25 protein-coding genes are annotated in these 24088 nt (G+C 70.9%); 11 read left to right on the plus strand and 14 right to left on the minus strand.

The annotated features are described in order from the left end of the window. Positions 1 to 73: 73 nt before the first annotated feature. Positions 74 to 1372 carry a citrate synthase gene (locus P0L94_02910; GenBank protein WES65032.1) on the plus strand — a complete coding sequence of 433 codons (1299 nt, stop codon included), beginning with the start codon at positions 74 to 76 and terminating at the stop codon, positions 1370 to 1372. Between the two features lie 30 nt (positions 1373 to 1402). Here the strand turns inward: P0L94_02910 and ppk2 are convergent, their stop codons facing one another. Both ppk2 and dapD read right to left on the minus strand, forming a co-directional pair. Beyond that, the gene (gene ppk2 / locus P0L94_02915; protein WES65033.1) at positions 1403 to 2230 is read right to left on the minus strand and encodes a polyphosphate kinase 2; all 828 of its coding nucleotides are present in this window, start codon (positions 2228 to 2230) and stop codon (positions 1403 to 1405) included. Positions 2231 to 2260: 30 nt separating this feature from the next. Beyond that, complete coding sequence (gene dapD, locus P0L94_02920; protein WES65034.1) at positions 2261 to 3217, minus strand: 2,3,4,5-tetrahydropyridine-2,6-dicarboxylate N-succinyltransferase; 957 nt, start codon at positions 3215 to 3217, stop codon at positions 2261 to 2263. Between the two features lie 66 nt (positions 3218 to 3283). Between dapD and dapE the strand changes: the two genes are divergently transcribed. From dapE to P0L94_02935, 3 genes are all read left to right on the plus strand, one after another. Continuing rightward, a complete protein-coding gene (dapE, locus tag P0L94_02925; protein WES65035.1) occupies positions 3284 to 4354 on the plus strand; it encodes a succinyl-diaminopimelate desuccinylase in 1071 nt (356 codons plus the stop codon). After that, positions 4342 to 5562: a hypothetical protein gene (locus P0L94_02930; protein WES65036.1), complete on the plus strand. Its 1221-nt coding sequence runs from the start codon at positions 4342 to 4344 to the stop codon at positions 5560 to 5562. The genes dapE and P0L94_02930 overlap by 13 nt, the downstream gene beginning before the upstream one ends. A 99-nt stretch (positions 5563 to 5661) precedes the next feature. Beyond that, positions 5662 to 5835 (plus strand): DUF3117 domain-containing protein, encoded by a 174-nt coding sequence (locus P0L94_02935; protein ID WES65037.1) that lies wholly within the window; start codon positions 5662 to 5664, stop codon positions 5833 to 5835. A 73-nt stretch (positions 5836 to 5908) separates the two neighbouring features. Here the strand turns inward: P0L94_02935 and P0L94_02940 are convergent, their stop codons facing one another. Then, positions 5909 to 6544 (minus strand): class I SAM-dependent methyltransferase, encoded by a 636-nt coding sequence (locus P0L94_02940; GenBank protein ID WES65038.1) that lies wholly within the window; start codon positions 6542 to 6544, stop codon positions 5909 to 5911. Positions 6545 to 6613: 69 nt separating this feature from the next. Between P0L94_02940 and P0L94_02945 the strand changes: the two genes are divergently transcribed. Further along, positions 6614 to 7018, plus strand: a complete 405-nt coding sequence (locus tag P0L94_02945) for a hypothetical protein (GenBank protein ID WES65039.1) — start codon at positions 6614 to 6616, stop codon at positions 7016 to 7018. 19 nt (positions 7019 to 7037) lie between these two features. Here the strand turns inward: P0L94_02945 and P0L94_02950 are convergent, their stop codons facing one another. Genes P0L94_02950 through P0L94_02960 form a run of 3 tightly spaced genes read right to left on the minus strand, consistent with a single transcriptional unit; the run spans position 7038 to position 9999 of the window. Next, positions 7038 to 8186: an Mrp/NBP35 family ATP-binding protein gene (locus P0L94_02950; protein WES65040.1), complete on the minus strand. Its 1149-nt coding sequence runs from the start codon at positions 8184 to 8186 to the stop codon at positions 7038 to 7040. After that, a complete protein-coding gene (locus tag P0L94_02955) occupies positions 8183 to 8719 on the minus strand; it encodes a DUF1003 domain-containing protein (protein ID WES65041.1) in 537 nt (178 codons plus the stop codon). The genes P0L94_02950 and P0L94_02955 overlap by 4 nt, the downstream gene beginning before the upstream one ends. Continuing rightward, positions 8719 to 9999 carry a CBS domain-containing protein gene (locus P0L94_02960; GenBank protein WES65042.1) on the minus strand — a complete coding sequence of 427 codons (1281 nt, stop codon included), beginning with the start codon at positions 9997 to 9999 and terminating at the stop codon, positions 8719 to 8721. The genes P0L94_02955 and P0L94_02960 overlap by 1 nt, the downstream gene beginning before the upstream one ends. A gap of 40 nt (positions 10000 to 10039) precedes the next feature. Between P0L94_02960 and P0L94_02965 the strand changes: the two genes are divergently transcribed. The 3 genes from P0L94_02965 (at position 10040) to P0L94_02975 (ending at position 12109) form a co-directional block, all read left to right on the plus strand. Then, complete coding sequence (locus tag P0L94_02965; protein ID WES65043.1) at positions 10040 to 10717, plus strand: hypothetical protein; 678 nt, start codon at positions 10040 to 10042, stop codon at positions 10715 to 10717. Continuing rightward, on the plus strand, positions 10714 to 11385 hold the full coding sequence (locus tag P0L94_02970; GenBank protein WES65044.1) for a hypothetical protein: 672 nt from the start codon (positions 10714 to 10716) through the stop codon (positions 11383 to 11385). The genes P0L94_02965 and P0L94_02970 overlap by 4 nt, the downstream gene beginning before the upstream one ends. Before the next feature lie 118 nt (positions 11386 to 11503). Continuing rightward, positions 11504 to 12109: a hypothetical protein gene (locus tag P0L94_02975; protein WES65045.1), complete on the plus strand. Its 606-nt coding sequence runs from the start codon at positions 11504 to 11506 to the stop codon at positions 12107 to 12109. Here P0L94_02975 and P0L94_02980 read toward each other — a convergent pair. Next, positions 12106 to 13326, minus strand: coding sequence for a sigma factor-like helix-turn-helix DNA-binding protein (locus tag P0L94_02980; protein WES65046.1), 1221 nt, complete (start codon positions 13324 to 13326; stop codon positions 12106 to 12108). The two genes, P0L94_02975 and P0L94_02980, sit on opposite strands and share 4 nt — an antisense overlap. A 2-nt stretch (positions 13327 to 13328) precedes the next feature. Further along, complete coding sequence (locus P0L94_02985) at positions 13329 to 13691, minus strand: YciI family protein (protein ID WES65047.1); 363 nt, start codon at positions 13689 to 13691, stop codon at positions 13329 to 13331. Positions 13692 to 13922: 231 nt separating this feature from the next. On the opposite strand from P0L94_02985, the gene P0L94_02990 reads away from it, so the two are divergent. Beyond that, complete coding sequence (locus tag P0L94_02990) at positions 13923 to 14567, plus strand: hypothetical protein (GenBank protein ID WES65048.1); 645 nt, start codon at positions 13923 to 13925, stop codon at positions 14565 to 14567. A gap of 25 nt (positions 14568 to 14592) precedes the next feature. On the opposite strand, the gene P0L94_02995 is transcribed toward P0L94_02990, so the two are convergent. From P0L94_02995 to P0L94_03010, 4 genes are all read right to left on the minus strand, one after another. Next, positions 14593 to 15702 carry a hypothetical protein gene (locus P0L94_02995; GenBank protein ID WES65049.1) on the minus strand — a complete coding sequence of 370 codons (1110 nt, stop codon included), beginning with the start codon at positions 15700 to 15702 and terminating at the stop codon, positions 14593 to 14595. A 285-nt stretch (positions 15703 to 15987) separates the two neighbouring features. Beyond that, the gene (locus tag P0L94_03000) at positions 15988 to 17778 is read right to left on the minus strand and encodes a gamma-glutamyltransferase (protein WES65050.1); all 1791 of its coding nucleotides are present in this window, start codon (positions 17776 to 17778) and stop codon (positions 15988 to 15990) included. Next, on the minus strand, positions 17775 to 19196 hold the full coding sequence (locus P0L94_03005) for an aminopeptidase P family protein (GenBank protein ID WES65051.1): 1422 nt from the start codon (positions 19194 to 19196) through the stop codon (positions 17775 to 17777). Before P0L94_03005 ends, P0L94_03000 begins: the two co-directional genes overlap by 4 nt. A gap of 45 nt (positions 19197 to 19241) precedes the next feature. After that, the gene (locus tag P0L94_03010; GenBank protein ID WES65052.1) at positions 19242 to 20252 is read right to left on the minus strand and encodes an endonuclease/exonuclease/phosphatase family protein; all 1011 of its coding nucleotides are present in this window, start codon (positions 20250 to 20252) and stop codon (positions 19242 to 19244) included. Between the two features lie 109 nt (positions 20253 to 20361). Here P0L94_03010 and P0L94_03015 point away from each other — a divergent pair, with 109 nt between their 5' ends. Next, the gene (locus P0L94_03015) at positions 20362 to 21225 is read left to right on the plus strand and encodes a PHP domain-containing protein (GenBank protein ID WES65053.1); all 864 of its coding nucleotides are present in this window, start codon (positions 20362 to 20364) and stop codon (positions 21223 to 21225) included. Between the two features lie 28 nt (positions 21226 to 21253). On the opposite strand, the gene P0L94_03020 is transcribed toward P0L94_03015, so the two are convergent. Beyond that, positions 21254 to 21673 (minus strand): SHOCT domain-containing protein, encoded by a 420-nt coding sequence (locus P0L94_03020; GenBank protein ID WES65054.1) that lies wholly within the window; start codon positions 21671 to 21673, stop codon positions 21254 to 21256. 68 nt (positions 21674 to 21741) lie between these two features. Beyond that, positions 21742 to 23232, minus strand: a complete 1491-nt coding sequence (locus P0L94_03025) for a DEAD/DEAH box helicase (GenBank protein ID WES65055.1) — start codon at positions 23230 to 23232, stop codon at positions 21742 to 21744. 133 nt (positions 23233 to 23365) lie between these two features. Between P0L94_03025 and P0L94_03030 the strand changes: the two genes are divergently transcribed. Continuing rightward, complete coding sequence (locus P0L94_03030) at positions 23366 to 24082, plus strand: ferritin-like fold-containing protein (GenBank protein ID WES65056.1); 717 nt, start codon at positions 23366 to 23368, stop codon at positions 24080 to 24082. Positions 24083 to 24088: the final 6 nt, after the last annotated feature.

Here is a 24088-nt window from a genome sequence, read left to right on the forward strand (position 1 = left end):
CCCCCGGTCGCGGTGACCCTGCGGCAGCGGGCGGACGAAGACCCTGGACGACCAGACATCGCGAGGAGGCGCCGTGAGCGAAGCGGGCACCCAGCAGGAGAAGGCCACCCTCGACGTCGGAGGGAAGACAGCCGAATTCCCGGTGCTGCGCGGCGTGGACGGTATCCCGAGCATCGACATCGCGACCCTGACCCGCCAGACCGGCTACACCACGCTGGACTACGGCTTCGTGAACACGTCGGCGACGAAGTCGGCCGTGACGTTCATCGACGGCGACAAGGGCATCCTGCGCTATCGCGGTTACCCGATCGAGCAGCTCGCGAAGCACTCGAGCTACCTCGAGGTCGCGTGGCTGCTCATCTACGGCGAGCTGCCCACCGTCGACCAGCTCGCCGAGTTCGACCACCGCGTGCGCCGCCACACGCTGCTGCACGAGGACCTCAAGCAGTTCTTCTCGGGCCTGCCCCACACCGCCCACCCGATGTCGGTGCTGTCGTCGGCCACGGCGGCACTCTCGACCTACTACGAGCACGAGTCGGACCCCGCCAACCCCGAGCAGGTCGAGCTGAACACGATCCGCATGCTCGCCAAGCTCCCGGTGATCGCCGCCTACGCCCACAAGAAGAGCGTCGGCCAGGCGTTCCTGTACCCCGACAACGGCCTCAGCTTCGTCGACAACTTCCTCAAGCTGAACTTCGGCGTACTCAGCGAGCCCTACGACATCAACCCCGTGATGTCGCGTGCCCTCGAGCGCCTGCTGATCCTCCACGAGGACCATGAGCAGAACGCCTCGACCTCCACGGTGCGGCTGGTCGGCTCGACCGGGGCCAACCAGTTCTCGTCCATCTCGGCCGGCATCAACGCGCTGTACGGTCCGCTGCACGGCGGCGCCAACGAGGCCGTGCTCGACATGCTGGCCCGCATCCGCGACTCCGGCGAGAGCGTCCAGCGCTTCGTCGAGCGCGTGAAGAACAAGGAAGACGGCGTGAAGCTCATGGGCTTCGGACACCGGGTCTACAAGAACTACGACCCGCGTGCGCGCCTGGTCAAGGAGTCGGCCGACGAGATCCTCTCCGAGCTGGGCGTCCACGATCCCCTGCTGGAGCTTGCCAAGGAGCTCGAGGAGATCGCACTCAACGACGACTACTTCAAGGAGCGTCGCCTGTACCCGAACGTCGACTTCTACACCGGCGTCATCTACAAGGCGATGGGCTTCCCGACCCGCATGTTCACCGTCCTGTTCGCGATCGGCCGCCTCCCGGGCTGGCTCGCCCACTGGCGCGAGATGCAGCATGACCCGCAGACGAAGATCGGCCGTCCTCAGCAGCTGTACACGGGAGCGCCGGAGCGCAACTACCCCGGCGTCGCCTGAGCCGGCGCGACGGGCCGTGCCGGGCGCGCCTCAGTCCTCGGCGGCCTGCTGCTCCAGCTCCGCGGCCACGTCGGGCACCTGCGTGGTGAGGTCGCGCGGCGGCCGCTCGTAGCCGCCGCCCGGCGGCCGCGGCGGGATGACGACCTCGTCGCGCTCGATCCGCTTCCACGGGACCTGCGCGACCAGATGGGACATCATGTTGATCCGGCCGCGCCGCTTGTCCTCGTTGTCGACCTCGAACCAGGGCGCCTCGGGGATGTCGGTGTGCACGAACATCGTGTCCTTCGCACGGGAGTAGTCCTCCCACTTCGTGATCGACATGACGTCGTTCGGGCTCAGCTTCCACCGGCGCATGGGGTCCTGGGCGCGCGAGAGGAACCGCGCCTCCTGCTCCACATCCGAGACGCTGAACCAGTACTTCAGCAGCAGCACTCCGTCCTCGACGAGCATCCGCTCGAAGATGGGGGCCTGATGCAGGAACCGGTGGTACTCGGCGTTGGTGCAGAAGCCCATGACGTGCTCCACACCGGCTCGGTTGTACCACGAGCGGTCCATCAGCACGATCTCGCCGGCGGCCGGGAGATGCGGGATGTAGCGCTGGAAGTACCACTGCGTGCGCTCGCGCTCGGTGGGTGCGGGGAGGGCGACGATGCGCGTGACGCGCGGGTTCATGTAGGCGGACACCCGCTTGATCGTCGAGCCCTTGCCGGCGGCATCCCGGCCCTCGAAGATGACCACGATGCGCGCGCCCGTGTGCTGCACCCACGCCTGCAGGTCGACCAGCTCGGCCTGCAGGCGCTTGATCTCCTTCTTGTACAGCTGCTTGGGGACCCGCTTCCGCTTCGACTCCTGCGTCATGATCGCTCCCTCGCCGTGGATGACTCGACTCTAGGCGTGCAGGGCCTCGTTCAGGGTGACCCCCACGCCGGCGCGAGGAACGGCCTCGATCGCGCCCGTGATCGAGTTGCGGCGGAACAGGATGCCGTTCAGGCCCGACAGCTCGGCTCCCTTGACGGTCGGACGGGTGCCGTCCGCCGCCGGCGGCTCGCCGGCGAGCACGATCTTGGACCCCGCCGTGACGTACAGGCCTGCCTCGACGACGCAGTCGTCGCCGAGCGAGATGCCGACGCCGGCGTTCGCGCCCAGCAGCGTGCGCGCGCCGATCGCGACCTTGTGCGTGCCGCCGCCGGAGAGCGTGCCCATGATGGACGCTCCGCCGCCGATGTCGCTGCCGTCGCCGACGACGACGCCCTGCGAGATGCGGCCCTCGACCATCGATGCGCCCAGCGTGCCGGCGTTGAAGTTCACGAAGCCCTCGTGCATCACGGTCGTGCCGGGGGAGAGATAGGCGCCGAGCCGGACGCGCGACGCGTCGGCGATGCGCACTCCCGCGGGCGTGACGTAGTCCAGCAGTCGCGGGAACTTGTCCAGACCCTGCACCTGGATCCCCTCGCGCTGCAGCATCGGGCGCAGGCGCGTCAGATCATCCGGGTGGACCGGACCGGCGTTCGTCCAGGCGACGTTGGGGAGGTGCCCGAAGATGCCGTCCAGGTTGAGGCCGTTCGGCTCGACGACGCGGTGCGACAGAGCGTGCAGGCGCAAATAGGCGTCGGGCGTCGACGCCGGCGCTGCTTCCAGATCGGCCTCGACGGTGACGACCTGAACCTCGACCCCGCGCCGGGGATCGGCCACAGCGAGGCGTTCGAGGTCGGCGGGCGGCTTCGACTGGTCGAACCCGAGCGGTACGCGGCCTGCACCGACCTCGGGGTACCACGTGTCCAGGACCGTTCCGTCTGCGGTCGTCGTGGCCAGGCCCACGCCCCAGATCCATCGCTCTTCGTTCACCCGTCCACGATAGCCGCCCCGTCGGCGCCGAACGGGCTGTGCGACAGGCGTCGGTAGACTCGGGGGATGCCGCAGCTCGACCTGTCCGCATCGTCCGTCGATCTCACCCGCGCGATCTGCGACATCCCGAGCGTCTCGGATGACGAGACCGCGCTCGCGGATGCCATCGCCGAGGCCCTCGCCGATCTGCCCCATCTGGACGTGCACCGCGACGGCGACACGATCGTCGCGCGCACGATGCTGGGCCGTGCCCAGCGCGTCGTGATCGCGGGTCACATCGACACCGTGCCGATCAACGGGAACGTCCCGACCCGCGACATCGAGGTGGAGGGCGAGCCCTTCCTGTGGGGCCGGGGCACCGTCGACATGAAGGCGGGGGTGGCCGTGCAGCTCAAGCTCGCCGCCGAGCTCGCCGACCCCCGTGTCGACATCACGTGGATGTGGTACGACCATGAGGAGGTCGAAGCGGCGAAGAACGGCCTGGGTCGGGTGGCGGCCGCGCGGCCCGACCTCTTCGACGCGGACTTCGCGATTCTCGGCGAGCCCTCGAACGGCCAGGTCGAGGGCGGCTGCAACGGCACGCTGCGCGCGGTCGTGCGCACCGACGGCATCCGTGCCCACAGCGCCCGCGCGTGGATCGGCGAGAACGCCATCCACAAGGCCGCGCCGATCCTGGCGCGACTGTCGGAGTACCGGCCGCGCGACGTCGAGGTCGAGGGGCTCGTCTACCGGGAGGGGCTCAACGCGGTGCGCATCTCGGGCGGCGTCGCGGGGAATGTCATCCCCGACGCGTGCGAGGTGGAGGTGAACTACCGCTTCGCGCCCAGTCGTGACGGCGACGAGGCGACCGCCCACGTGCGGGACGTGTTCGCGGGCTTCGACGTCGAGATCACCGACCTGTCGCCCGGGGCGCGGCCGGGCATGGACGCGCCGCTCGCGCAGGACTTCGTCGCGGCCGTGGGGGCCGTGCCCCAGCCGAAGTACGGCTGGACCGACGTCGCCCGGTTCAGCGCTCTGGGCGTCCCGGCGGTCAACTACGGCCCCGGCGACCCGCACCTGGCCCACCACGATGAGGAGCGCGTTCCGCTCTCGCAGATCGAGGCCGTCGAGCGCGGACTCCGCGCGTGGCTGACCTGACCTCCGACGCGGTCCCGGTCGGCGAGCACCATCGAGTGCCGACGTGGGCGCGCGTCGCAGCGATCTACCTCGTCGCGCGCCTGATCACGACCGGCTTCCTGCTGCTGGCGGCGAACCTGTCGACGGCGTCGTCGCGGTTCGGCGAGGACGCCGATCTGGGTGCGCTCCTGGGCGGATGGGATGCGGCGTGGTACGCCTACATCGCGGCCGTCGGCTACCCCGCCGAGCTGCCGCTCACCGAGGACGGGTTCGTCGCGACCAATCAGTGGGCGTTCATGCCCGTCTACCCGTACCTGTCTTCGGCCGTCGGCGCGCCGTTCGGCTCGTGGCTGGTCGGCGCCGTCGTGGTCTCGCTCGCAGCCGGGTACGGTGCGTGCCTCGTGCTCTTCGCCCTGCTGCGCCGGCGCATCGGCGACACCGCTGCGCTGTGGGCCGTCGTGTTCTTCTCGGCGGGGCCGCTGGCGGCCCTCTTCCACGTCGGCTATGCCGAGTCGCTGTTCCTGCTGCTGCTGTTCCTCGCCCTGTGGGCCGTCATGCGACGTCGTTTCGCGTGGGTGTACCCCCTCATCGTCGTGATGGGCTACACCCGGCCCGGAATCCTCGCCTTCGCGCTGTTCCTGGGGCTGTACGGCATCCATCGCTGGTTCACGCGTCGGCGCGATCCGCTCCCGCCGCGCCAGATCGTGCACATCGTGGCCCTCGGCGCGCTGGCGACGATCGTGGGGTTCTCCTGGCAGGTGATCGCGGCGGTGGCGACCGGCGATGCGGGGGCCTACCTCGACACCGAGCTGGCGTGGCGCCGCGGCTGGATCGACTCGAGCGACCACTTCGTGCCGTTCAGCGGCTTCGTCGAGGGGGCGGCCATGTGGTTCCGCCTGTGGGGCCTGCCCGAGGCGACCGCCTACGCGGCGCTCGGCATCGGCGTCGTGGCGATCGCTGCGCTGCTGTTGGTCGTTCCGGCCGTCAGGGCGCTCGGCCCCGAAGTGAGACTGTGGAGCGCGAGCTACATCGTGTACCTGCTTGCGGTCTTCTTCCCGCAGTCCAGCGTCTTCCGGCTCCTGGTGCCGCTGTCGCCGCTGTGGGGAGCGGCGGCGGTGCCGAGGTCGCCGTGGTGGCGCGCCGGGGTCCTGGCCGCGTGCCTGATCGGTCAGTGGTGGTGGATCTACAACATGTATGCGCTCGCCAGCATGTACTGGCAGATCCCCTGATCGGGGAGCGGGCTCATCCCCAGGAGCGAGGGAGGATTATCCCTGGTCCCGGACGCGCTATAAACTTGTCAGGCTGACACCCGATGTAAAGGAGCCGCAATGGCAGCCATGAAGCCGCGAACCGGAGACGGGCCGATGGAGGCAGTGAAGGAGGGGCGCCTCATCATCGTGCGTGTGCCGCTGGAAGGCGGCGGCCGCCTCGTCGTCTCGGTGAACGACGCTGAGGCCAAGGAGCTCTACGACGTACTCGGCGGCGTGGTCACCCCCGCGTGAGTCGCATCGCATTCTGAAGCGGCCGGTCGTTCGACCGGCCGCTCTCCTTTTGCGCGGGCGGCCGTGGCGTGTGTCAGTCGCCCTCGACGGTCGTCAGCTGCAGCAGACCCTCGCCGACGATCGACAGCGCGCCGATGACGGCGGGGGAGGCCTGCGTCTCCTGGATGAGCGAGCGGTAGGCGCTGACCACCGGGTCGCGCTTGACCGGATCGGCGACGGCGCCGCCGGCGAGCACCCGCGGCACCAGCACGGTGCCGCCGGGGCGCACGAGGCGCAGGCCGTGCTCGACGTACTCGATGACGCCGGCGGGGTCGGCGTCGACCAGGACGATGTCGTACGACGCCTCATTCATGCGCGGCAGGACGTCCGCGGCGCGGCCGGTGATGAACCGCGCCCGCGCCGGTGGCACCTTGGCCTCGGCGAAGGCCCGGCGCGCGGCTGCGAGGTGCTCGGGTTCGCTGTCGATCGTCGTCAGCGTCGCCCGCGGCGACCCGCGCATGAGCCACAGGCCCGAGACGCCGGCGCCGGTGCCGATCTCGACGATGTGGAGCGAGCGTCCGACCGCCGCGATCAGGGCGCACTGCGCACCGACCTCGGCGCTGATCGGCGCCGCGCCCAGCTCGAGAGCGTGCGCCCGCGCGCGGGCGATGTGCTCGGGCTCGACGGTCGCCTCGGCGGCGAATCGTCGGTTGGCATCGTGCTCGGACATCATTCCTCCGCCGTCAGCCTACGACGCCCGCGTGTCGGAACCGGTCCGGCGCGGCGGTAACCTGAACACATGTTCTTCGGCCTCACGATCGAGAAGCTGCTGCTGATCGCCCTCGTCGCAGCGTTCGTCATCGGTCCCGAGCGCCTGCCGCGTGCCGCAGAGTCGCTGGCGCGCTTCACGAAGCAGGTGCGCGACTGGGTCAACTCCGCCAAGACCCGGGTCAAGGATGAGATGGGCGAGGACTTCGACGACGTCGATTGGCGCACGCTCGACCCGCGACAGTACGACCCGCGGCGGATCATCCGCGAGGCGCTCCTCGACGACGCCCCGACTCCGACCGTCCGTGCCGCGCAGGCGGCCGCCGTGACCACGACCGCGCTGTCGGCACCGGTCGCGTCGCCGTTCGCGGGACCGCCGGTCGCCGAGGAGCCCACGGCCGAGAAGTACCCGCCCTTCGACTCCGAAGCGACCTGACCTCCGCTGCGGCCGGCGTTCACGCGGGCCGCATCGGCAGCGGGCGACCGGTGAGCCCGCGTCGCGTGCGCACGATGTGGTCGGCGATCTGCCCGATCGCCACGGAGGCGGCGTCGTCGGGATGCGCGCCGACCGCCGGCACCCCGGCGTCGGCGTCCTGCCGGAGCGCGGGGCTGAGCGGGATCGACGCGACGAGCGGGACGTCCTCGTCGTCGGTGCTCAGCGCCTCGGCCACCGCCTGGCCGCCGCCCGCGCCGAAAAGGTCGAGCACGGTGCCGTCGGGCATGGTCATCGCGGCCATGTTCTCGACGACACCCACGACCCGCTGGCCCGTCTGGCGCGCGACCAGGCCAGAGCGCACCGCGACGTCCGAGGCCGCGGTCTGCGGCGTCGTCACCACGAGAACGTCGGCGTGGGGCAGCAGCTGTCCGACCGAGATCGCGACGTCGCCGGTCCCCGGCGGCATGTCGAGCAGCAGCACGTCGAGGTCGCCGAAGAACACGTCGGTGAGGAACTGCTGCACCGTGCGGTGCAGCATCGGGCCGCGCCATGCGACCGCCCCGAGGGGGCCGTCGGCGTCGCCGCGGCGCAGGAACATCCCGATCGAGATGGTCTTCACGCCGTGTGCCACCGGCGGAAGCATGAGGTCGTCGATGCGCGTGGGCTGCGGCGCTGCGCCGTCTTCGTCGGTAAGGCCCAGCAGCGCGGGGATCGAGAAGCCGTGGACGTCGGCATCGATGAGGCCCACCGCCAGGCCCCGCTCGGCGAGCGCGACGGCGAGGTTGGCGGTGACGGTCGACTTGCCGACGCCGCCCTTGCCGCTGGTCACCGCGATGACGCGCGTCAGGCTGTCGGGCCCGAAGGGCATCTGGCGAGGCGCCCGGCCATCGCGCAGCTTCTCGGTGAGCGCGGCGCGCTCGGCGGGCGTCATCACGCTGAGCTCGAGGTCGACCTCGTCGACGCCCTGAACCGAAAGCGCCGCCTCGCGCACGTCACGACTGATGCGGTCCGATGCCGGGCACCCGACGATCGTCAAGGCGACGCCGACGTGGGCGACCGAGCCCGACACCGTGATGTCGCGCAGCATGTCGAGGTCGGCGAGGGGACGCCGCAGTTCGGGGTCCGCGACCGCGCCCACGGCGCGGCGCACGGCGTCGGCCGTGCTCACGAGGCCGATGTCCGTTCGCCGTCCTCGCCCGGGGACTCGTCGAGGCGGTCGAGCATGCGCGACAGTTCGGCGCGCAGCACGTCGCGAGTGATCGCCTCGCTCTGGTACTCGGTGACCGCCATGCGCAGCGCCACGACCTCGCGCGCCAGGTATTCGGTGTCGGCGAGGTTGCGCTCGGCGCGCTGGCGGTCCTGCTCGATCTGAACGCGGTCGCGGTCGTCCTGCCGGTTCTGCGCGAGCAGGATGAGCGGCGCGGCGTACGACGCCTGCAGCGACAGCACGAGCGTGAGCGCTGTGAAACCGAACGCCGCGGAGTCGAAGCGCCATGCCTCCGGCGCCAGCGTGTTCCAGGCGATCCACGATGCGCAGAACACCGTCAGCGCGAGAAGGAACGCCGGCGTCCCCATGTTGCGGGCGATCCACTCGGTGAACCGTCCAAAGCGGTCGCGCGATCGGCGCGGCGGGCGCGGACCCAGCACGCCGCTGCGCCCGCGGGGCGCGTCGAGCGAGGGCTGTCGGGGCTGTCGTGCCATCAGCGCACCACCGGGTTGACCGTCGTGGCCGGCGAGGCGTCGCGATGCGCGTCATGCGAGCGCCAGTCCTCGGGCAGCAGGTAGTCGAGCACGTCGTCCACCGAGACGGCGCCGACGAGCCGGTGCCCGGTGTCGACGACGGGGAGCAGCACGAGATCGTAGCTGGCCAGGCGCCGGGCGACCTCGGCGGCGCTCGCGGTCGCGGCCACGGGCTCGAGCGTCTCGTCGATGATCGCGCCGATCCGCTCATGGGGCGGGTAGCGCAGCATCCGCTGGAAGTGCACCGTGCCGAGGAACCGTCCGGTGGGGGTCTCGTAGGGCGGCAGGGTGATGAACACGGATGCCGCCAGCGCGGGGTGCATCTCATGGCGCCGGATGAGCGCGAGGGCCTCGGCCACGGTCGCGTCGGCGGGCAGGATGATCGGCTCGCTCGTCATGAGACCGCCCGCGGTGTCGGGCTCGTACTTCAGCAGCTCGCGCACGTCCTCGGCCTCTTCGGGCTCCATGAGCTCGAGGAGCTGCTCCAGGCGGCCCTCGGGCAGCTGCCCCAGCAGGTCGGCGGCGTCGTCGGGCTCCATCGCGTCGAGGATGTCGGCGGCGCGCTCGTCGCCCAGCTGCTCAAGGATGTGGATCTGCTCGTCCTCGGGCATCTCTTCGAGCGCATCGGCGAGGCGATCGTCGGGAAGCTCCTCGGCGACCTCGAGCAGCCGGTCCTCGGGGAGGTCGAGCAGGGTGTTGGCGAGGTCGGCGGCCTTGAGCTCGGAGTACGTGGCGACCAGCTGCTCGGCGGACTGCGCCTCTCCCGACGACTGGTCCTCGCGCACGTCGTTCCAGCCGGCGAAGGTCGTGGGGCCCTTCGCGAACGGCGACGGGCTGGTCTTCGGGCGCCGCAGGAAGAGCTGCCCGATGTCCCATTCGCCGAGCCGGCTGCGCTCGATGGCGACGTCTTCGATGACGGCTTCGCCGGAGCCGTCGCGCAGGAACACCTTGCGGCCGAGCAGCTCGGCGATCACGCGCACCTCGCCGCCGCGCTGCTCGAAGCGGCGCACGTTGATCAGTCCCGTCGTGATGACCTGTCCTGTGGCGATCGAGGTCACGCGGCCGATGGAGAGGAACACGTTGCGCCTGCCGGGGATCTCGACGACGAGCCCGACGACGCGCGGCGGATCATCTCGTCGGTAGATGACGACGACGTCGCGCACCTTCCCCACCCGATCGCCCGAGGGATCGAAGACCGTGGTACCGGTCAGGCGCGCGACGAAAACCCTCTGCGTGCTCACACTCACAGAGTAGCCGGGTGGAGCGTGCGAGGATGGGGAGATGACCATGATGGGCGGACGCTTTCCGCAGGGCAAGGGCGAGGTCGGCGAGACCGTCGCCAACTACCCGAGCTACGAGGGCGCGCAGAAGGCGGTGTCGGCGCTCATCGCCGCCGAGGTCCCGGCTCGCCACATCGCGATCGTGGGGATGGGCCTGCGGTCGGTCGAACGCATCACCGGGCGTCTGGGCTACGCCTCGGCCGCGCGCTCGGGAGCCATCAACGGTCTGCTGCTGGGGCTGTTCTTCTCGGCGATCCTGGTGATCGGGAGCCCGTCGGTGCCCATTCAGGCATTCGTCGGCGTGCTGTTCGTCGGCATCGCGATCGGCATGCTCATGAGCATCATCACGTACGCCCTGGTGCGCCGCCGCCGCGACTTCGCTTCGGTGACGCAGGTCATCGCCGACCACTACGACGTCACGGTCACCGCCGACAGCTACCACAAGGCCCGCCAGGTGCTCGGCGTGACCGGTGCACCCCCGGCCCGTCCGCAGGCGGCGCCCGCGCAGGCGCAGCCCGTCGCTCCGCCCCAGACCGCGGCATCGCCGCCCGCGCCGGCTGAGCCGCCCAAGTACGGCGAGCGCATCGCACCCGCGCAGCCCGCACCCGAGTCCGGTTCCGAGGGTTCGGGCGAGGCTCCCGTCACCGAGCCGCGCGACGGCGAGACCGGCTCCCGATGAGCGAAAGCGACGCCCTTCGGCTGGGCGTCGACCTGCCGAACGGCCGGGCCGAGGTCTCGGCGGCGTTCGAGCCCGCTGAGGATGCCTGGGCGACGCTCGCGATCGCGCATGGCGCCGGCGCCGGGTTCGACCACGCGTTCATGGTCGGCTTCGCCCGCGGCATGCGGTCGGCCGGGGTGTCGACGCTGCGCTTCAACTTCCCGTACGTCGAGTCGGGCAGGCGCATGCCGGGTCCCGCGGCCCATGCGATGCGCACATGGGCGGCGGCGGCCGAAGCCGCCGCGGGTCTGTCACCGGAGCCGATGTGGGCCGCGGGCAAGTCCTACGGCGGGCGCATGGCGTCGATGGCCGCCGCCGAGGGCCTGATCGAGCCCCGCGGGCTGATCTACCTCGGCTATCCGCTGCATCCGCCGGGCAAGCCCGAGAAGCCGCGCCTCGAGCACCTGCCCTCGGTGACGCCGCGGCAGCTGTTCGTCGAGGGCACGCGCGATCCGTTCGTCGATCCGCACGAGCAGCTGATCGAGGCCGTGGCAGCGTGCCAGGACGCATCGATCGCCTGGATCGATGGCGGCGGCCACTCCTTCGAGGTCGCGGGTCGCAAGCGCCCGGCGGACGTCGTGGCGGAGGAGCTCGCGCCGCTGGTCGCAGACTGGATGCGCGCGCGCTGACGTCCGCTTCCGCGGTCTCGCGTCGCTCTGTCACGACGTGACCTTCGACTCTGTTCCGCGCGCTCTCGAAGAGGACAGTGGTATCCGGATAGCGAAGAAGCGGAAGGGGTGAGGCGCCATGTCCGGCAGGTCACGCGCCATCGTCGCCCTGGTCTCGGCGCTCGCACTGGCCGGCGGCGTCACCGGCTGCGCGGCGGGCGACTCCGAGCTCGCGGCGCAGCTGGAGCAGGTCACGGCGGAGCGGGATGCGCTGCAGGCGCAGATCGATGCGGATGCCGTCAGATACGACAAGAGCGTGGAGGTCACCGCGCAGGTGCGGGCGATCCTCGACGATCCCGAGGCGTTCGGGACGGAGGACGAGGTCGTGGCGATGCTGGGAGAGCTGGCGACGTCGAATGCGCAGATGTACGACGACGCTTACCACGACGGCGTGGGGATGCAGCAGGCGTGGTACCAGACGCTGTACAGCGGAGAGATGGACTCCCGCATCGACGTGATCCACGACTGGGTCTCTCCCGACGGGGCGCAGAGCGGGGGACTGTGGATCTGGTACGGCACCAACGCGGCCGGCAACGACTTCCAGCTCATCGGGGTGCAGATCGACGACCACGACGACGACGGGCTCCTCACGCACTCCTACGTGATCTACCCGTACCCCGACCAGTACGTCATCGACGCGATCGAGGGCGCGGGGACGCCGATCATCGACTTCTCGAGCGACTAGCGCTGGACTCCGAGCCGCTCGGCGGCGACCCGGCGGATCGCGCGGCGCTCGGCGTCGCTGTCGCAGCTGTCGAGGGCGCGGTCGAACGCCCGCCGTGCAGCATCGCGGTCACCGGTCTGAGCGAGCATGTCGCCGCGCGCGAGATGGAAGTAGTGATAGCCGTCCAGGGGCTCCGCGAGCGGCTCGAGCAGCGCCAGCCCGGCTTCGCCGCCTTCGGCGAGCGACGCGGCGACGGCTTCGTTGAGCCGGATGACAGGCGACGGCTCGAGTTTCGCGAGCACGGCGTACAGGCGTCTTATCGTCGCCCAGTCGGTCTCGTCGAACGTCGGTGCGTCGTCGTGAGCGCCGGCGATCGCCGCCTGGAGCTGGTACGGCCCGATGCGGCGATGACTCAGCGCCCGCCGCAGCAGCCGCCGCCCGTCGGCGATCGCGTCGGCGTCCCACAGCGACCGGTCCTGCTCCGAGAGGAGAACCACCTCGCCGTCGGCGTCCAGGCGCGCCGGACGTCGCGCGTCGGTGAAGGCGAGCAGGGCCGCGAGCCCCCACGTCTCGGGTTCGTCCGGCAGCAGCTCGCACAGGCAGCCGGCCAGCCAGCGCGCCTCGTCGCACAGGTCGCCTCTGATGAGCTCGCCGGTGGGTGCGGCGTGACCCTGCGTGAAGATGACGTAGACGATCCTCAGAACCTCGTGGAGCGATCCGGCCAGGTGGGGGCGGTCCGGCACCTGGAACGGGATGTTCGTCGCGGCGATCTTCTTCTTGGCCCGCACGAGCCGCTTCGCCATCGTCGCCTCCGGCACCAGAAAGGATCTCGCGATGGCAGCCGTCGGTAGGCCGACCGCGTAGCGGAGCGTGAGTGCGACGCGCGCGGACTCGTCGAGCGCGCGGTGGCAGCATCCGAAGATCATCGCCAGCAGGTCGTCGGCGATCGCGCCGCGCTCGCGCTGCGGCAGCTCGAGCGCGGTCCGCACGTCGTCCTCGCGCTGCGCCCAGCGAATGTCGCGGCGGGCCTGGTCGATCGCCCAGCGGCGTGCGACCGTGATCAGCCAGGCGCCCGGGACGTCCGGGGGTCCCTCGTCCGGCCATCGCTCGGATGCCGCCGCGAACGCGTGCTGCGCGGCATCCTCGGCGAGATCGAGGTCGCCGAGATCGGCGCGCAGCGTCGCGACCACGCGTGGCCACTGCGCGGCGAAGACCTCGGCGACCTCCGCGTCCGGCATCCCTATCCGGCCATCGCCGAGACGTCCAGGACGGCGCGGATCTCGACCGAGCCGTAGCCGATGTTCGGCACCTTCTCGGCATACGAGATCGCGGTGTCCAGGTCGGGGACGTCGATCACGTAGTAGCCGCCCAGGTACTCCTTCGTCTCGGCGAACGGGCCGTCGGTGACGACCGTGCCGCCGTCCCGGACGCGTACGGTCGTCGCGGTGTCGACGGGATGCAGCGCCTCGCCCGACACGAACACCCCCGCCTCCTTGAGCATGTCGTCGTATGCGAACCATTCGCCCATCTCGGCGGCCTCCTCGGGGCTGCCGGGCTGCGGGCCCGCGTCCGGAGCGCTGGTGAGCAGAAGCATGTACTGCATGGGAGTGTCCTCTCGTCACGGGAGCCGCCCCCTGCGACCCCTCACCGAAGTGACGAACAACAGTCGATCAGATGGACACCCCGAGCGCACGGATTCGGACGAATCTCGCGAACCGGGGGAACCCGCGGCTCGCACGGAAGTCGGATGCCCGGTCCACCGATCGGTGGATGCCAGGCGCGATGCGCCGGACGAGACTCTGAGGCATCCCATCGATCCACGGAAGAAGACATCATGTCGCGCCCCGCCCTCACGATCCGCCGCCCCGGTCTCGCCACGGCGCTGACCTCGCTGATCCCGACGGCGGTGTTCCTCCTCGTCGACGGCCGGCTGGGACTGATCCCTGCGATGGTCGCCGCGAGCGCCGTCACGATCGCGCTCATCGTCGTCCGCCGGCTGCGCGGCCAGGGGATCGGGATCCTGCTGCCGGTCACCCTCGGCTACGTCGTGGTGAAGGCGATCGCGGGGGTCCTCACGCAGTCGCACGTGGTGTACTTCGGCGCCGGCATCGCCCTCAGCGCCGTCATCGCGCTGGGTGTCGGTGCGACCGCCTTCACGCGGCGGCCGGTCGCGTCGTACCTGATGCCGCTCGTGACGCCCTATCGGCACCTGACGGTCGAGCACCCCGTGTACCGGCGCGTCGCCGCCCAGGTCACGATCGTGTGGGCGCTCGCAGAACTCGTGATCGCCGGCTGGGAGGCCTGGCATCTGTCGATCTCGTCGGCATCCGAGTTCCTGGTGATGCGCACGATCGGCCCGTGGATGGCGATGGGCGTGCTGATCTTCTTCCTGATCTTCTCCATCCGCTTCCGCCTCGACCGCTACGAGTGGGCCATGCGACGCGAGGCGGAAGCCGAGGCGGAGGCGGTCGGAGTCTGACGTCCGGCCGGCGGCAGGGCGACCCCTACCCGTCGGCCTCGACGGTCACCCGCGTCTCGTCGTAGGGGAGTCCGGAGCCGTCCGCGCCGTCCTGGAGCCAGAACCGCACCTCGTAGGAGGGGTGGTCGTCCAGCAGCGGGAACCACAGCGTCAGGCTGACGCGATCGTTCTCGGTCGCCGGCTCCAGCACGTAGACGCCGGTGCCGTTGAGCGCGTCTTCAATGCGGACGATCTCCCACTGCAGATCCACCTGCCGGCCGCGCAGGCCCACGAGCTCCGCCTTGATCGTGACTTCTCGGCCCATCTCCTCGCCGGTGGCCGTCGGGCCGGGCGCAGGCGGGTTCGGGTTCGGATTCGGGTTCGGATGCGTCGATGGTTTCGCGATCTCCCTGATCTCCGTGCACTCCTCCGGTGGTGCGGCATCCGCCGAGACGTCGACGAAGGCCGCCGACACGTATCCGCCGGGCTCGCTGATGCGGTACCAGTGCGCATTCGAGTCGCCGTCCGCCGTCGCCACCTCGGCGCCGACGGCGACGCACACCACCGAAAGCGCGGTGCCGCCGGAGAGCCGATCGTTGATCGGCGCGCCCGACTGCGGCAGCGACCGCACGTTGAGCGTGTTGCCGAACTCCATCACGGTGAAGCCGCCTGACGCGGCCGGGGGAACCTCACCGTCGGGCTCGGGTGTCGGTTCCGGTTCGGGTTCCGGTTCTGGCAGCGGCACCGGCACCGGCACCGGCACCGTGATCTCGCTCGTATACGGGGCGGGATCGCCGTCGTCCCACTCGATGACGGCGCTGCGCTCGACGCCGGCCGATGCCGCCGTCGTCACCGCGCTCGCGAGATGGAACGAGGCCGAGGCGATGGCCGGGCTCTCGTCGCCCTCGCTCTGCGGATCGTCGCCGGTGTCGCCGGCCTGCCAGGCGTTGAACTCCTCGAGCGACACGAATCCTCCGACTTCGGCGGCGGCGAAGATCGCCACATCGCCGTCGTCGTCGGGCCAGATCCACGCGCGCAGCTGGAAGAAGCCGAGCACGACGCTCACGATCGCCCCGACGGCGAGCAGCGTGCTCACGAGGGGATTGCCGCGGATGCGGTCGCCCGCGGTCATGTCGTCTTTCGTCTTCTCGCTCACGGTCCGAACACCTCCGGAGTCACCGGGTCTCACCACTGGAGAGCGAGGAAGAGCCTGTCGAATACACATCCGCGTTCGCACGCGCCTGCGGCGCGAGATGCGCTTCCCTCCGGCGGCGGGGCGAAGGCCGCCGCCGGACGCCTTGTCCCGCTCGCGCGCGAACGAGCCGTGGGCGCGGAGCGCCTCGACGATGTCGTGGTCCCGCCGTGAATGCACCGGACGCGCGCCGCTCGTCTGCTGCGAGGGCGACGTACGGCGCCTGATACGCCCGGATCGGGTGGCCGTCTACCGCCCGGCCGCGTACCCCTGCATGCCACGCGGGTTCGCGGCGGCCCACACCGTGCCGCGTTCGCGGTCGATGCCGACCGCGGAGAGCCGGCCCAGGCGCCAGTCGCCCGCGCGCACCACCTCGTGGCCGCGGCGCTTCAGCCCCTCGACGACCTCGTCACCGAGGCGGTCCTCGACGACGGCGCCGGCGGGCTCCCACGTGCGCGGCCAGAACGAGTCGACGAGGGCGACGGTGTGCAGCGTCGGGGCGTCGATGGCCTCCTGCGCCGTGTAGCCGCCTGCGAGCACCCGCAGCAGCATCGGCAGCTGCCACTGGTCCTGCTGGTCGCCGCCCGGCGACCCGAGGGCCATGACCGCCGCGTCGTCGCGCAGCACGAGCGTCGGCGTGAGCGTCGTGCGGGGGCGCGCGCCGGGACGCAGCGCCGACGGCGATGCCTCGTCGAGCCACGCCATCTGCAGCCGCGTGCCGAGGCAGAAGCCGAGCTCGGGGATCGTCGGGCTCGACTGCAGCCAGCCGCCCGACGGCGTCACCGAGACGATGTTGCCCCAGCGGTCCACGACGTCGATGTGGCACGTGTCGCCGCGCGTGTGACCCTCGCGCGAGACCGTGGGCTCGCCTGCACCCGCGAACGAGACGGCCTCGTCGGCCGAGCGGCGCAGCGGCGGGCGGAACGGGTCGAGCCCCGGCACCGATCCCGGCCGCCACGCGCGCGACGCGCTGTCGCCGATCTGCGCCCGCCGCGCGTCGAGATACGCGTCGTCGAGGAGCGGACGCAGATCCACGCCGTCGCCGAAGTACGCGTCGCGATCGGCGAGCACCAGCTTGATGGTCTCGAGCACCGTGTGGGCACCGTTCTCGGTCGACACGTCCAGCTGCTCGTCCGGGAGCGGATCGAGGATCCGCAGCGCCTGCAGCAGCGACGGCCCCTGGCACCACGCGCCCGCCTTCGCGACGGTGTGGCCGCGGAAGGTCGCCGTCACCGCCTCTTCGTAGCCGGCGCGGAAGCCGGCGAAGTCGTCGGCGGAGATGACGGCCGCGTGATCGCCGCCGGTGGAATGCCGGTGCGGTCGTGCCAGGAAGGCGGATGCCGCCTGCGCCACGAGCCCGGTCGCCCACTCGGTGCGGGCCGCATCGACGCGGGCAGAGCGGTCGTCGGCATCCGCTCCCGCCGCCACCAGCCGATCGAGAACGGCCGCGTAGGCGGGGTTGCGGTGCAGGTCGCCCGCCTTCGGGATCTCGCCGTCAGGCAGCCACAGGTCTGCGGACGTCGGCCAGTGCGCACGGAACAGCTCCGCGACGCGTGTGATCGTCGCGACGGTCGTCGGCAGCAGGGGAGCGCCGTCCCGCGCGTACCCGATCGCGGGGGCGAGCACGTCGGCGAGCTCCATCGAGCCGTGGTCCCGAAGCATCAGCAGCCACGCGTCGACGGCACCGGGGATCGCGGCGGCGAGGCCTCCGGCGCCCGGCACGAGGTCGAGACCCTCACGGCGGAAGTGCTCGATCGTCGCGCCCGCCGGGGCGGGGCCCTGGCCCATCAGCACGACAGGGCGGCCCGGGGCGTCGGCGGTCGCGAACAGGCCCACCAGGTCGCCGCCAGGACCGTTCAGATGGGGCTCGACGACATGCAGCACGAACGCGCCCGCGACGGCGGCGTCGAAAGCGTTGCCGCCGCGCTCGAGCATCGCCTGCGCGCTCGCCGTCGCCAGCCAGTGCGTCGACGCCGACATGCCGAACGTGCCCGTCAGCGTCGGGCGCGTCGTGAAGGACTCGGGTGGGGTGAAGCTCACTTCTTCAGTCGGGCGATCCACGCCTCGACCTCGTCGGCCGTGCGCGGGATGTCTGCGGAGAGGTTCACCGGGCCGTCCTCGGTCATGAGGATGTCGTCCTCGATGCGCACGCCGATGCCGCGGTACTCCTCGGGGACGGTGAGGTCGTCGATCTGGAAATACAGCCCCGGCTCGATCGTGAACACCATGCCCGGCTCGAGCGGGGCGTCGTAGTACATGTCGCGCCGGGCCTGCGCGCAGTCGTGCACGTCGATGCCGAGGTGGTGGCTCGTGCCGTGCACCATGTAACGGCGGTGGTGTCCGCCGGCATCCGCTTCGAGGGCCTCCTCCGCCGTGACCGGCAGCAGACCCCACTCGGCCACACGCGCGGCGATGACGTCCATCGCCGCGGCGTGCACCGCGCGGAACGGCACGCCGGGCTTCGCAACGGCGAACGCGTGGTCGGCGGCCTCGCGCACCGCCTCGTAGACCTTGCGCTGGACTTCGGTGAACGTGCCGCTGACGGGAAGCGTGCGCGTGATGTCGGCGGTGTACAGGCTGTCGACCTCGACGCCGGCGTCGATGAGCATGAGGTCGCCGGGCATCACGGCGCCGTCGTTGCGCGTCCAGTGCAGGTAGCACGCGTGCGGACCGGAGGCGGCGATGGTGTCGTAGCCGACGGAATTGCCGTCGCTGCGGGCGCGCAGATGGAAGACGCCCTCGACGATGCGCTCGCCGCGCGGGTGCTCGACGGTGCGATCGAGGCTCGCGATGATGTCGTCGAAGCCGCGCGCCGTGACGTCGACGGCCAGGCGCATCTGCTCGATCTCGTAGGCGTCCTTGATCAGTCGGAGCTCCGACACGAACCGCGTCAGGTCGGGGTCCTCGTCCACGACCAGGTCGTGCTCGCCGGCGGCGAAGTCCTCCACGTGCGCGGTGGCGATGCCGAGATCGGATGCCACGCCCGACAGCGCGGGACGGGGGCCGATCCAGAACTCGCCGATCGCCGCGTTGGAGTAGAACTCCGCGGTCGTGCGGTCGGCGCGCTCGCGGAAGTAGAGGGTGACGTCGTGGCCCGCGTCGTCGCGGGGGTCGAAGACGAGGACCGAGTCCGGCTCGGCGTCGGATGCCCAGCCCGTCAGATGGGCGAAGGCCGAGTGGGCGCGGAAGGGGTAGTCGGTGTCGTTGCTGCGCTGCTTGAGCGAGCCCGCCGGGATCACGAGGCGGTGGCCCGGGAAGGCGGCGGACACGGCGTCACGACGCGCCGCGGCGAACGAGGCCTGCTCGCGCTGGGCCGGGACGCTGTCGGGCCGGTCGGCCCACCCCGTCGAGATGGTGTCGAGGAAGCCCTGGCCGTACGGCTGGCGGCGGTTGGTGCTCGTCGAGGGTCGCTCGGAGTCGGTGGAAGCGATCGTGTCGCTGTCGCCTGTCGTGCTCATCTGTCCAGTCTCCCACGTCGGCGTCGCGCGAGCCGGGGAGGACGCTCAGGCGGCGGGCTCGAGCTGCACGATCAGCGGGCGGTGATCCGAGCCCGCGTCGTCGTGCGAGCGCAGGACGATCGATCCGGTCGCGATCCAGTGGTGCGACGCCATGATGTGGTCGATCGGCACGCCCACGAGCGACGGCACCTCGGTCGACCACGTCCCCACCGACCCGTTGCCGGTCTCGGCGGCGGCGTCGTGGCAGCGGCCCAGGGCGCCGCCGTCCACGCCCAGCCCTGCCATGTGGTCGACGGTGGCGTTGAAGTCGCCCGCCATGATCACGTTGGCGTCGCCGCACTGATCGGCGAGCCACTGCAGATCCTCGCGCCAGTCCGCCATGTAGCTGCGCCGCGGCGCGACGGCATGGGCGGCCACGACGATCGGCCCGTTCCCGTCGGTCGGCATCGCGATCGCGCTGGGGACGGTCGTCGTCCCGGCCTGGCTGGCCTCGATGACCGCGTAGTTGCCGAGCTCCGGCGCGATCAGCAGCGTCGTGGAGCCGGCATCCCACTCGGTGTCGGGATAGTCGGCGTAGTGCGCCCACATCGGCTGCCCGAGCTCGCGCATCTCGATCGCGACCTGCTCGCCGCTCTCGATCGTCGTCTCGGGAAGCGCGACGATGTCGGCATCCATGGCCACGGCGATCTTGGCCACCGTCTCGGGTGCCGTGGCCTCGCCCGCCGTGTTCCATGTCATGACACGGATGCTGTCGTCGGTCTTGGCAGGCAGTGTGTCCGTTCCGATTCCCCGGTCGGCCATGATCGCGGTGCCGGCGACGGCGGCGATGACCGACACGGCCGCCACCGACAGTGCGAAGCGGCGCAGGGGCCGCACGACCGCCAGCAGGAGCGCGACGACGGCGACCGCGGCGAATGCGGCGACCAGGAGCCCGCGGAACGAGACGATCTGCGCGACCGGCCACAGACGCTCCACACGGAAGAACCCCGGCCACGTCAGCACGGCTGCGCCGATCGCCCACAGCACGGCGAGGAGGACACCCACGAGGCGAAGCACGACCGCGACTCTATGTCAGGTGGCTGGGAGATCCGTCAGCGGACATGCCGGTCGGGGCATGTCGGCCGGACACGGATCTGCGCGTGGGATCGGGCGCTACGCTCGTGCCGTGTCGGCAACGCATCGGTTCCAGGGTCCGAGCGACCTTCACCTGCATTCGACGCAGTCCGACGGCACCGAGCCGCCCGCGCAGGTGATGGCCGCGGCGCACCGCCATGGCCTTCGGACGGTGTCGCTGACCGACCACGACACGACCGCCGGATGGGCCGAGGCGGCCGAGGCCGCCGGGTCGCTCGGGATGACCCTGCTGCCGGGCATGGAGCTGTCGTCGCGGCAGGAGTGGCGCAGCGTGCATCTGCTCGCGTACCTCTTCGACCCCGACGACCCGGCATTGCGGCGGATGACGGGCCGCATCCGGTCCTCGCGCCTGGATCGCGCGCGACTGATCGCGGACCGCATCTCGCTCGACTTCGACCTCGCGTGGGAGGACATCGTCGCCCATACCGTCGACGGCGCCACGGTGGGCCGGCCGCACATCGCCGACGCCCTGGTCGCACGCGGATTCGCGCGCGATCGCGCCGACGCGTTCGCGGGCATCCTCCATCCGCGCGGCCGGTACTACGTCGAGCTCTACGCCCCGGATCCGGTCACCGCGGTCGAGGCGGTCGTCGGCGCAGGCGGCGTCGCGATCGTCGCCCATCCCGCCGGCCGCGTGGGCGTGCCGCCGGCGTCGCTGCTGTCGCGGATGCTCGATGCGGGTCTCGCCGGGTTCGAGCTCGACCATCGCGACAACCACGCCGCCGGCGTGCGAACGCTGCGCCGGCTGGTGCGCGAGCGCGACCTCATCGTCACCGGCTCGAGCGACTATCACGGACTGGGCAAGCCCAATCGTCCGGGCGAGAACACCACGTCCGACCAGATGGTGGCGCGCATCATCGACGCCGCGAACGGCAGCGCCCCCGTCTACCCGTAGGCGGACGAGGGCGCGGCTCGCGTGGATGTCAGCCGAGGGCCTTGGCCTTGATGGCCTCGTACTCGTCGGCGGTGATGGTGCCGGCGTCCAGCAGGGCCTTCGCCTTCGCGATCTCCTCGCTGGGGCTCGAGCTCGCCACCTGCTTGATGTAGGCGTCCTGGGCGTCCTGCATCTGACGCGCCGCCTTCGCGCTGCGCTCGGCCATGCCGCCTCCGCGGGCGATGAGGTAGATCAGGGCCGTGACGAACGGCACGAAGATCAGGAAGAGGATCCACACCGCCTTCCCCCAGCCGTTCAGCTTGTCGTCGCGGAACAGATCGCCGATGATCGCGAACAGGGCGAACAGGTAGGCGAAGAACACGAAGACCGCGAGGAACCACCAGATGAGGTCCCAGAACGATCCCCAGAATCCCTGGTATTCGTAGCCGGTCGTGACTGCTTCGATCACACGCACGATGATGCGCCTTTCTTGAGCGAGGGACGGGCGCGGGCGCGCCCGTCGCTCACCCTAGCGCCTCACGCCTGCGCGGGGGTTCCCGGCGTGCGGGGACCGCGCCGCCGCCGACGGCGCCGCGCCGCGGGCTTTCCGTCGTGGTGCTCCCTGCCACTGCCGTCGTGGGTGCCCGAGCCCTCGGCGGGCGCGGCCGCGGCGGGGGCTGCGCCGTGCTCGGCCGGCACCTCCGGCGCCGCGGCCGCGGAGCCCTGCGAGCCCTCACCCGACGATCCGGAGCGGCGGCGACGGCGGCGGCGCTGGTTCGAGGATCCGTCGCCGCCGTCGGACTGCTGCCCCTTGGCCGTGGGGATCGATGCGGTCTTCGGCGCCGTCCGGATGCGGCCCTTGGTGCCCTCGGGGATGTCGAGGTCGGCGTACAGGTGGGGGCTCGACGAGTACGTCTCGACCGGCTCGGGCTGGCCGAACTCGAGCGCGCGGTTGATGAGGGCCCACTTGTGCAGGTCCTCCCAGTCCACGAACGTCACCGCGATGCCCGTCTTGCCCGCTCGCCCGGTGCGCCCGGCACGGTGAAGATAGGTCTTCTCGTCGTCGGGGATCGTGTGGTTGATCACGTGCGTGACGTCGTTGACGTCGATGCCGCGCGCGGCGACGTCGGTGGCGATCAGGACGTCCTTCTTCCCGGCCTTGAACGCGGCCATCGAGCGCTCGCGCGCCTCCTGGCTCATGTCGCCGTGAACGGCGGCGGCGTTGAAGCCGCGATCGCCGAGCTCGTCCACGAGCTTCTGCGCGGCGCGCTTGGTGCGCGTGAAGATCACCGACTTGCCGCGCCCCTCGGCCTGCAGGATGCGGGCGATGACCTCGTCCTTGTCGAGCGCGTGCGCCCGGTAGACCATGTGCTTGATGTTGGCCTGGGTCAGACCCTCGTCGGGGTCGTTGGCGCGCATGTGGATCGGGTTCGACATGAACCGGCGCGCCAGGGCGACGATCGGGCCGGGCATCGTCGCCGAGAACAGCTGTGTGTGACGTACCGCAGGCACCTTCGAGAAGATCTTCTCGATGTCGGGGAGGAATCCGAGATCGAGCATCTTGTCGGCCTCGTCGAGCACGACCTCGGCCGCGTTCGAGAGGTCCAGCAGGCGCTGGTTCGACAGGTCGATGAGACGCCCGGGCGTTCCGACGACGATCTGCGCGCCCGCCTTGAGCTGCTCGATCTGGCCTTCGTAGGCCTTGCCGCCGTAGATCGCCACGACGCTGGTCGAGCGGTTCTCGGTGAGCATGTCGATGTCCTCGTACACCTGGACGGCGAGCTCGCGCGTCGGCACGACGATCAGCGCCTTGACTCCGGGCGCGGGATCCTGGCCGAGCCGCTGGACGACGGGGATGCCGAAGCCGAAGGTCTTGCCGGTGCCGGTCTTGGCCTGGCCGATGATGTCCTGGCCGGGAAGGCCGAGCGGGATGGTCTGCTCCTGGATGGGGAACGCGTCCACGATGCCGCGCGAGGCCAGGGCCTCGACGATGTCCTGGTCCACGCCGAGGTCGGCGAAGGTCGTCACGATATGTATGCCTGTTCGATGAGGGCGGCGCGGGTGCCGCGAGATGGATCCACGCCCTCATTCAGCCGCAGGCGCGGGGCCCCGATCCGACGCCGGGACGCGTTCCAGGATACCCGGCCATAGGCTAGGACCCGTGGTGAGGTGGTTCTGGCAGCGGCGCGTCCCGGGCGAACGCAATCTGACACTGCGGTCCCGAGGCGATTTCGGCGACACGGTCCGCGTGGATTTCGAAGAGCTCGCCCCCGACGTCGATACGTTCCTGGGGCAGGCGGCGTATCTGCAGCTGGGGTTCTTCGAGACCCTCAGCGAGCTGATCGCGGCCACGCCCGAGCTCGCGCACAAGGAGGCGCTCTCGCGCGCCGCCGGCGCGGCGCTGACCAAGCACGAGGAGCTCGTGGCGCTCATCCGAGAGCGCGGCGACGACCCGACAGCGCTCATGCTGCCGTTCCGCGAGCCGCTGGACGCGTTCCGCGGCGCGACCCACGGCGTCCGGCCGCAGGAGACGATGCTCGCGGTGCACATCACGGCCGGCATGCTCGACGACTTCTACCTCGCGCTGGCATCCAGCTACGGCGACACGGGCCGGCGCGTCGTGCGCATCCTCGGCGCGGACAGCGACCGGGAGGCGATCGTGGACCTGATCCACGCCGCGATCGACGGGGACGTCGAGATGAAGTCCCTGCTGGCGATGTGGGGGAGGCGCCTGGTCGGGGACACGCTGCTGATCGCGCGCGCCGCGCTGCGACCCCGCCAGCTCGACCTCGCCGACGAGGAGAAGGTCGAGCCGGTCTTCACCGAGCTCATGTCCGCGCACTCTCGGCGGATGGATGCGATGGGGCTCGCCGCCTGAGGCCGG

The organism is Microbacter sp. GSS18 (assembly GCA_029319145.1).
GTDB lineage: Bacteria > Actinomycetota > Actinomycetes > Actinomycetales > Microbacteriaceae > Microbacterium.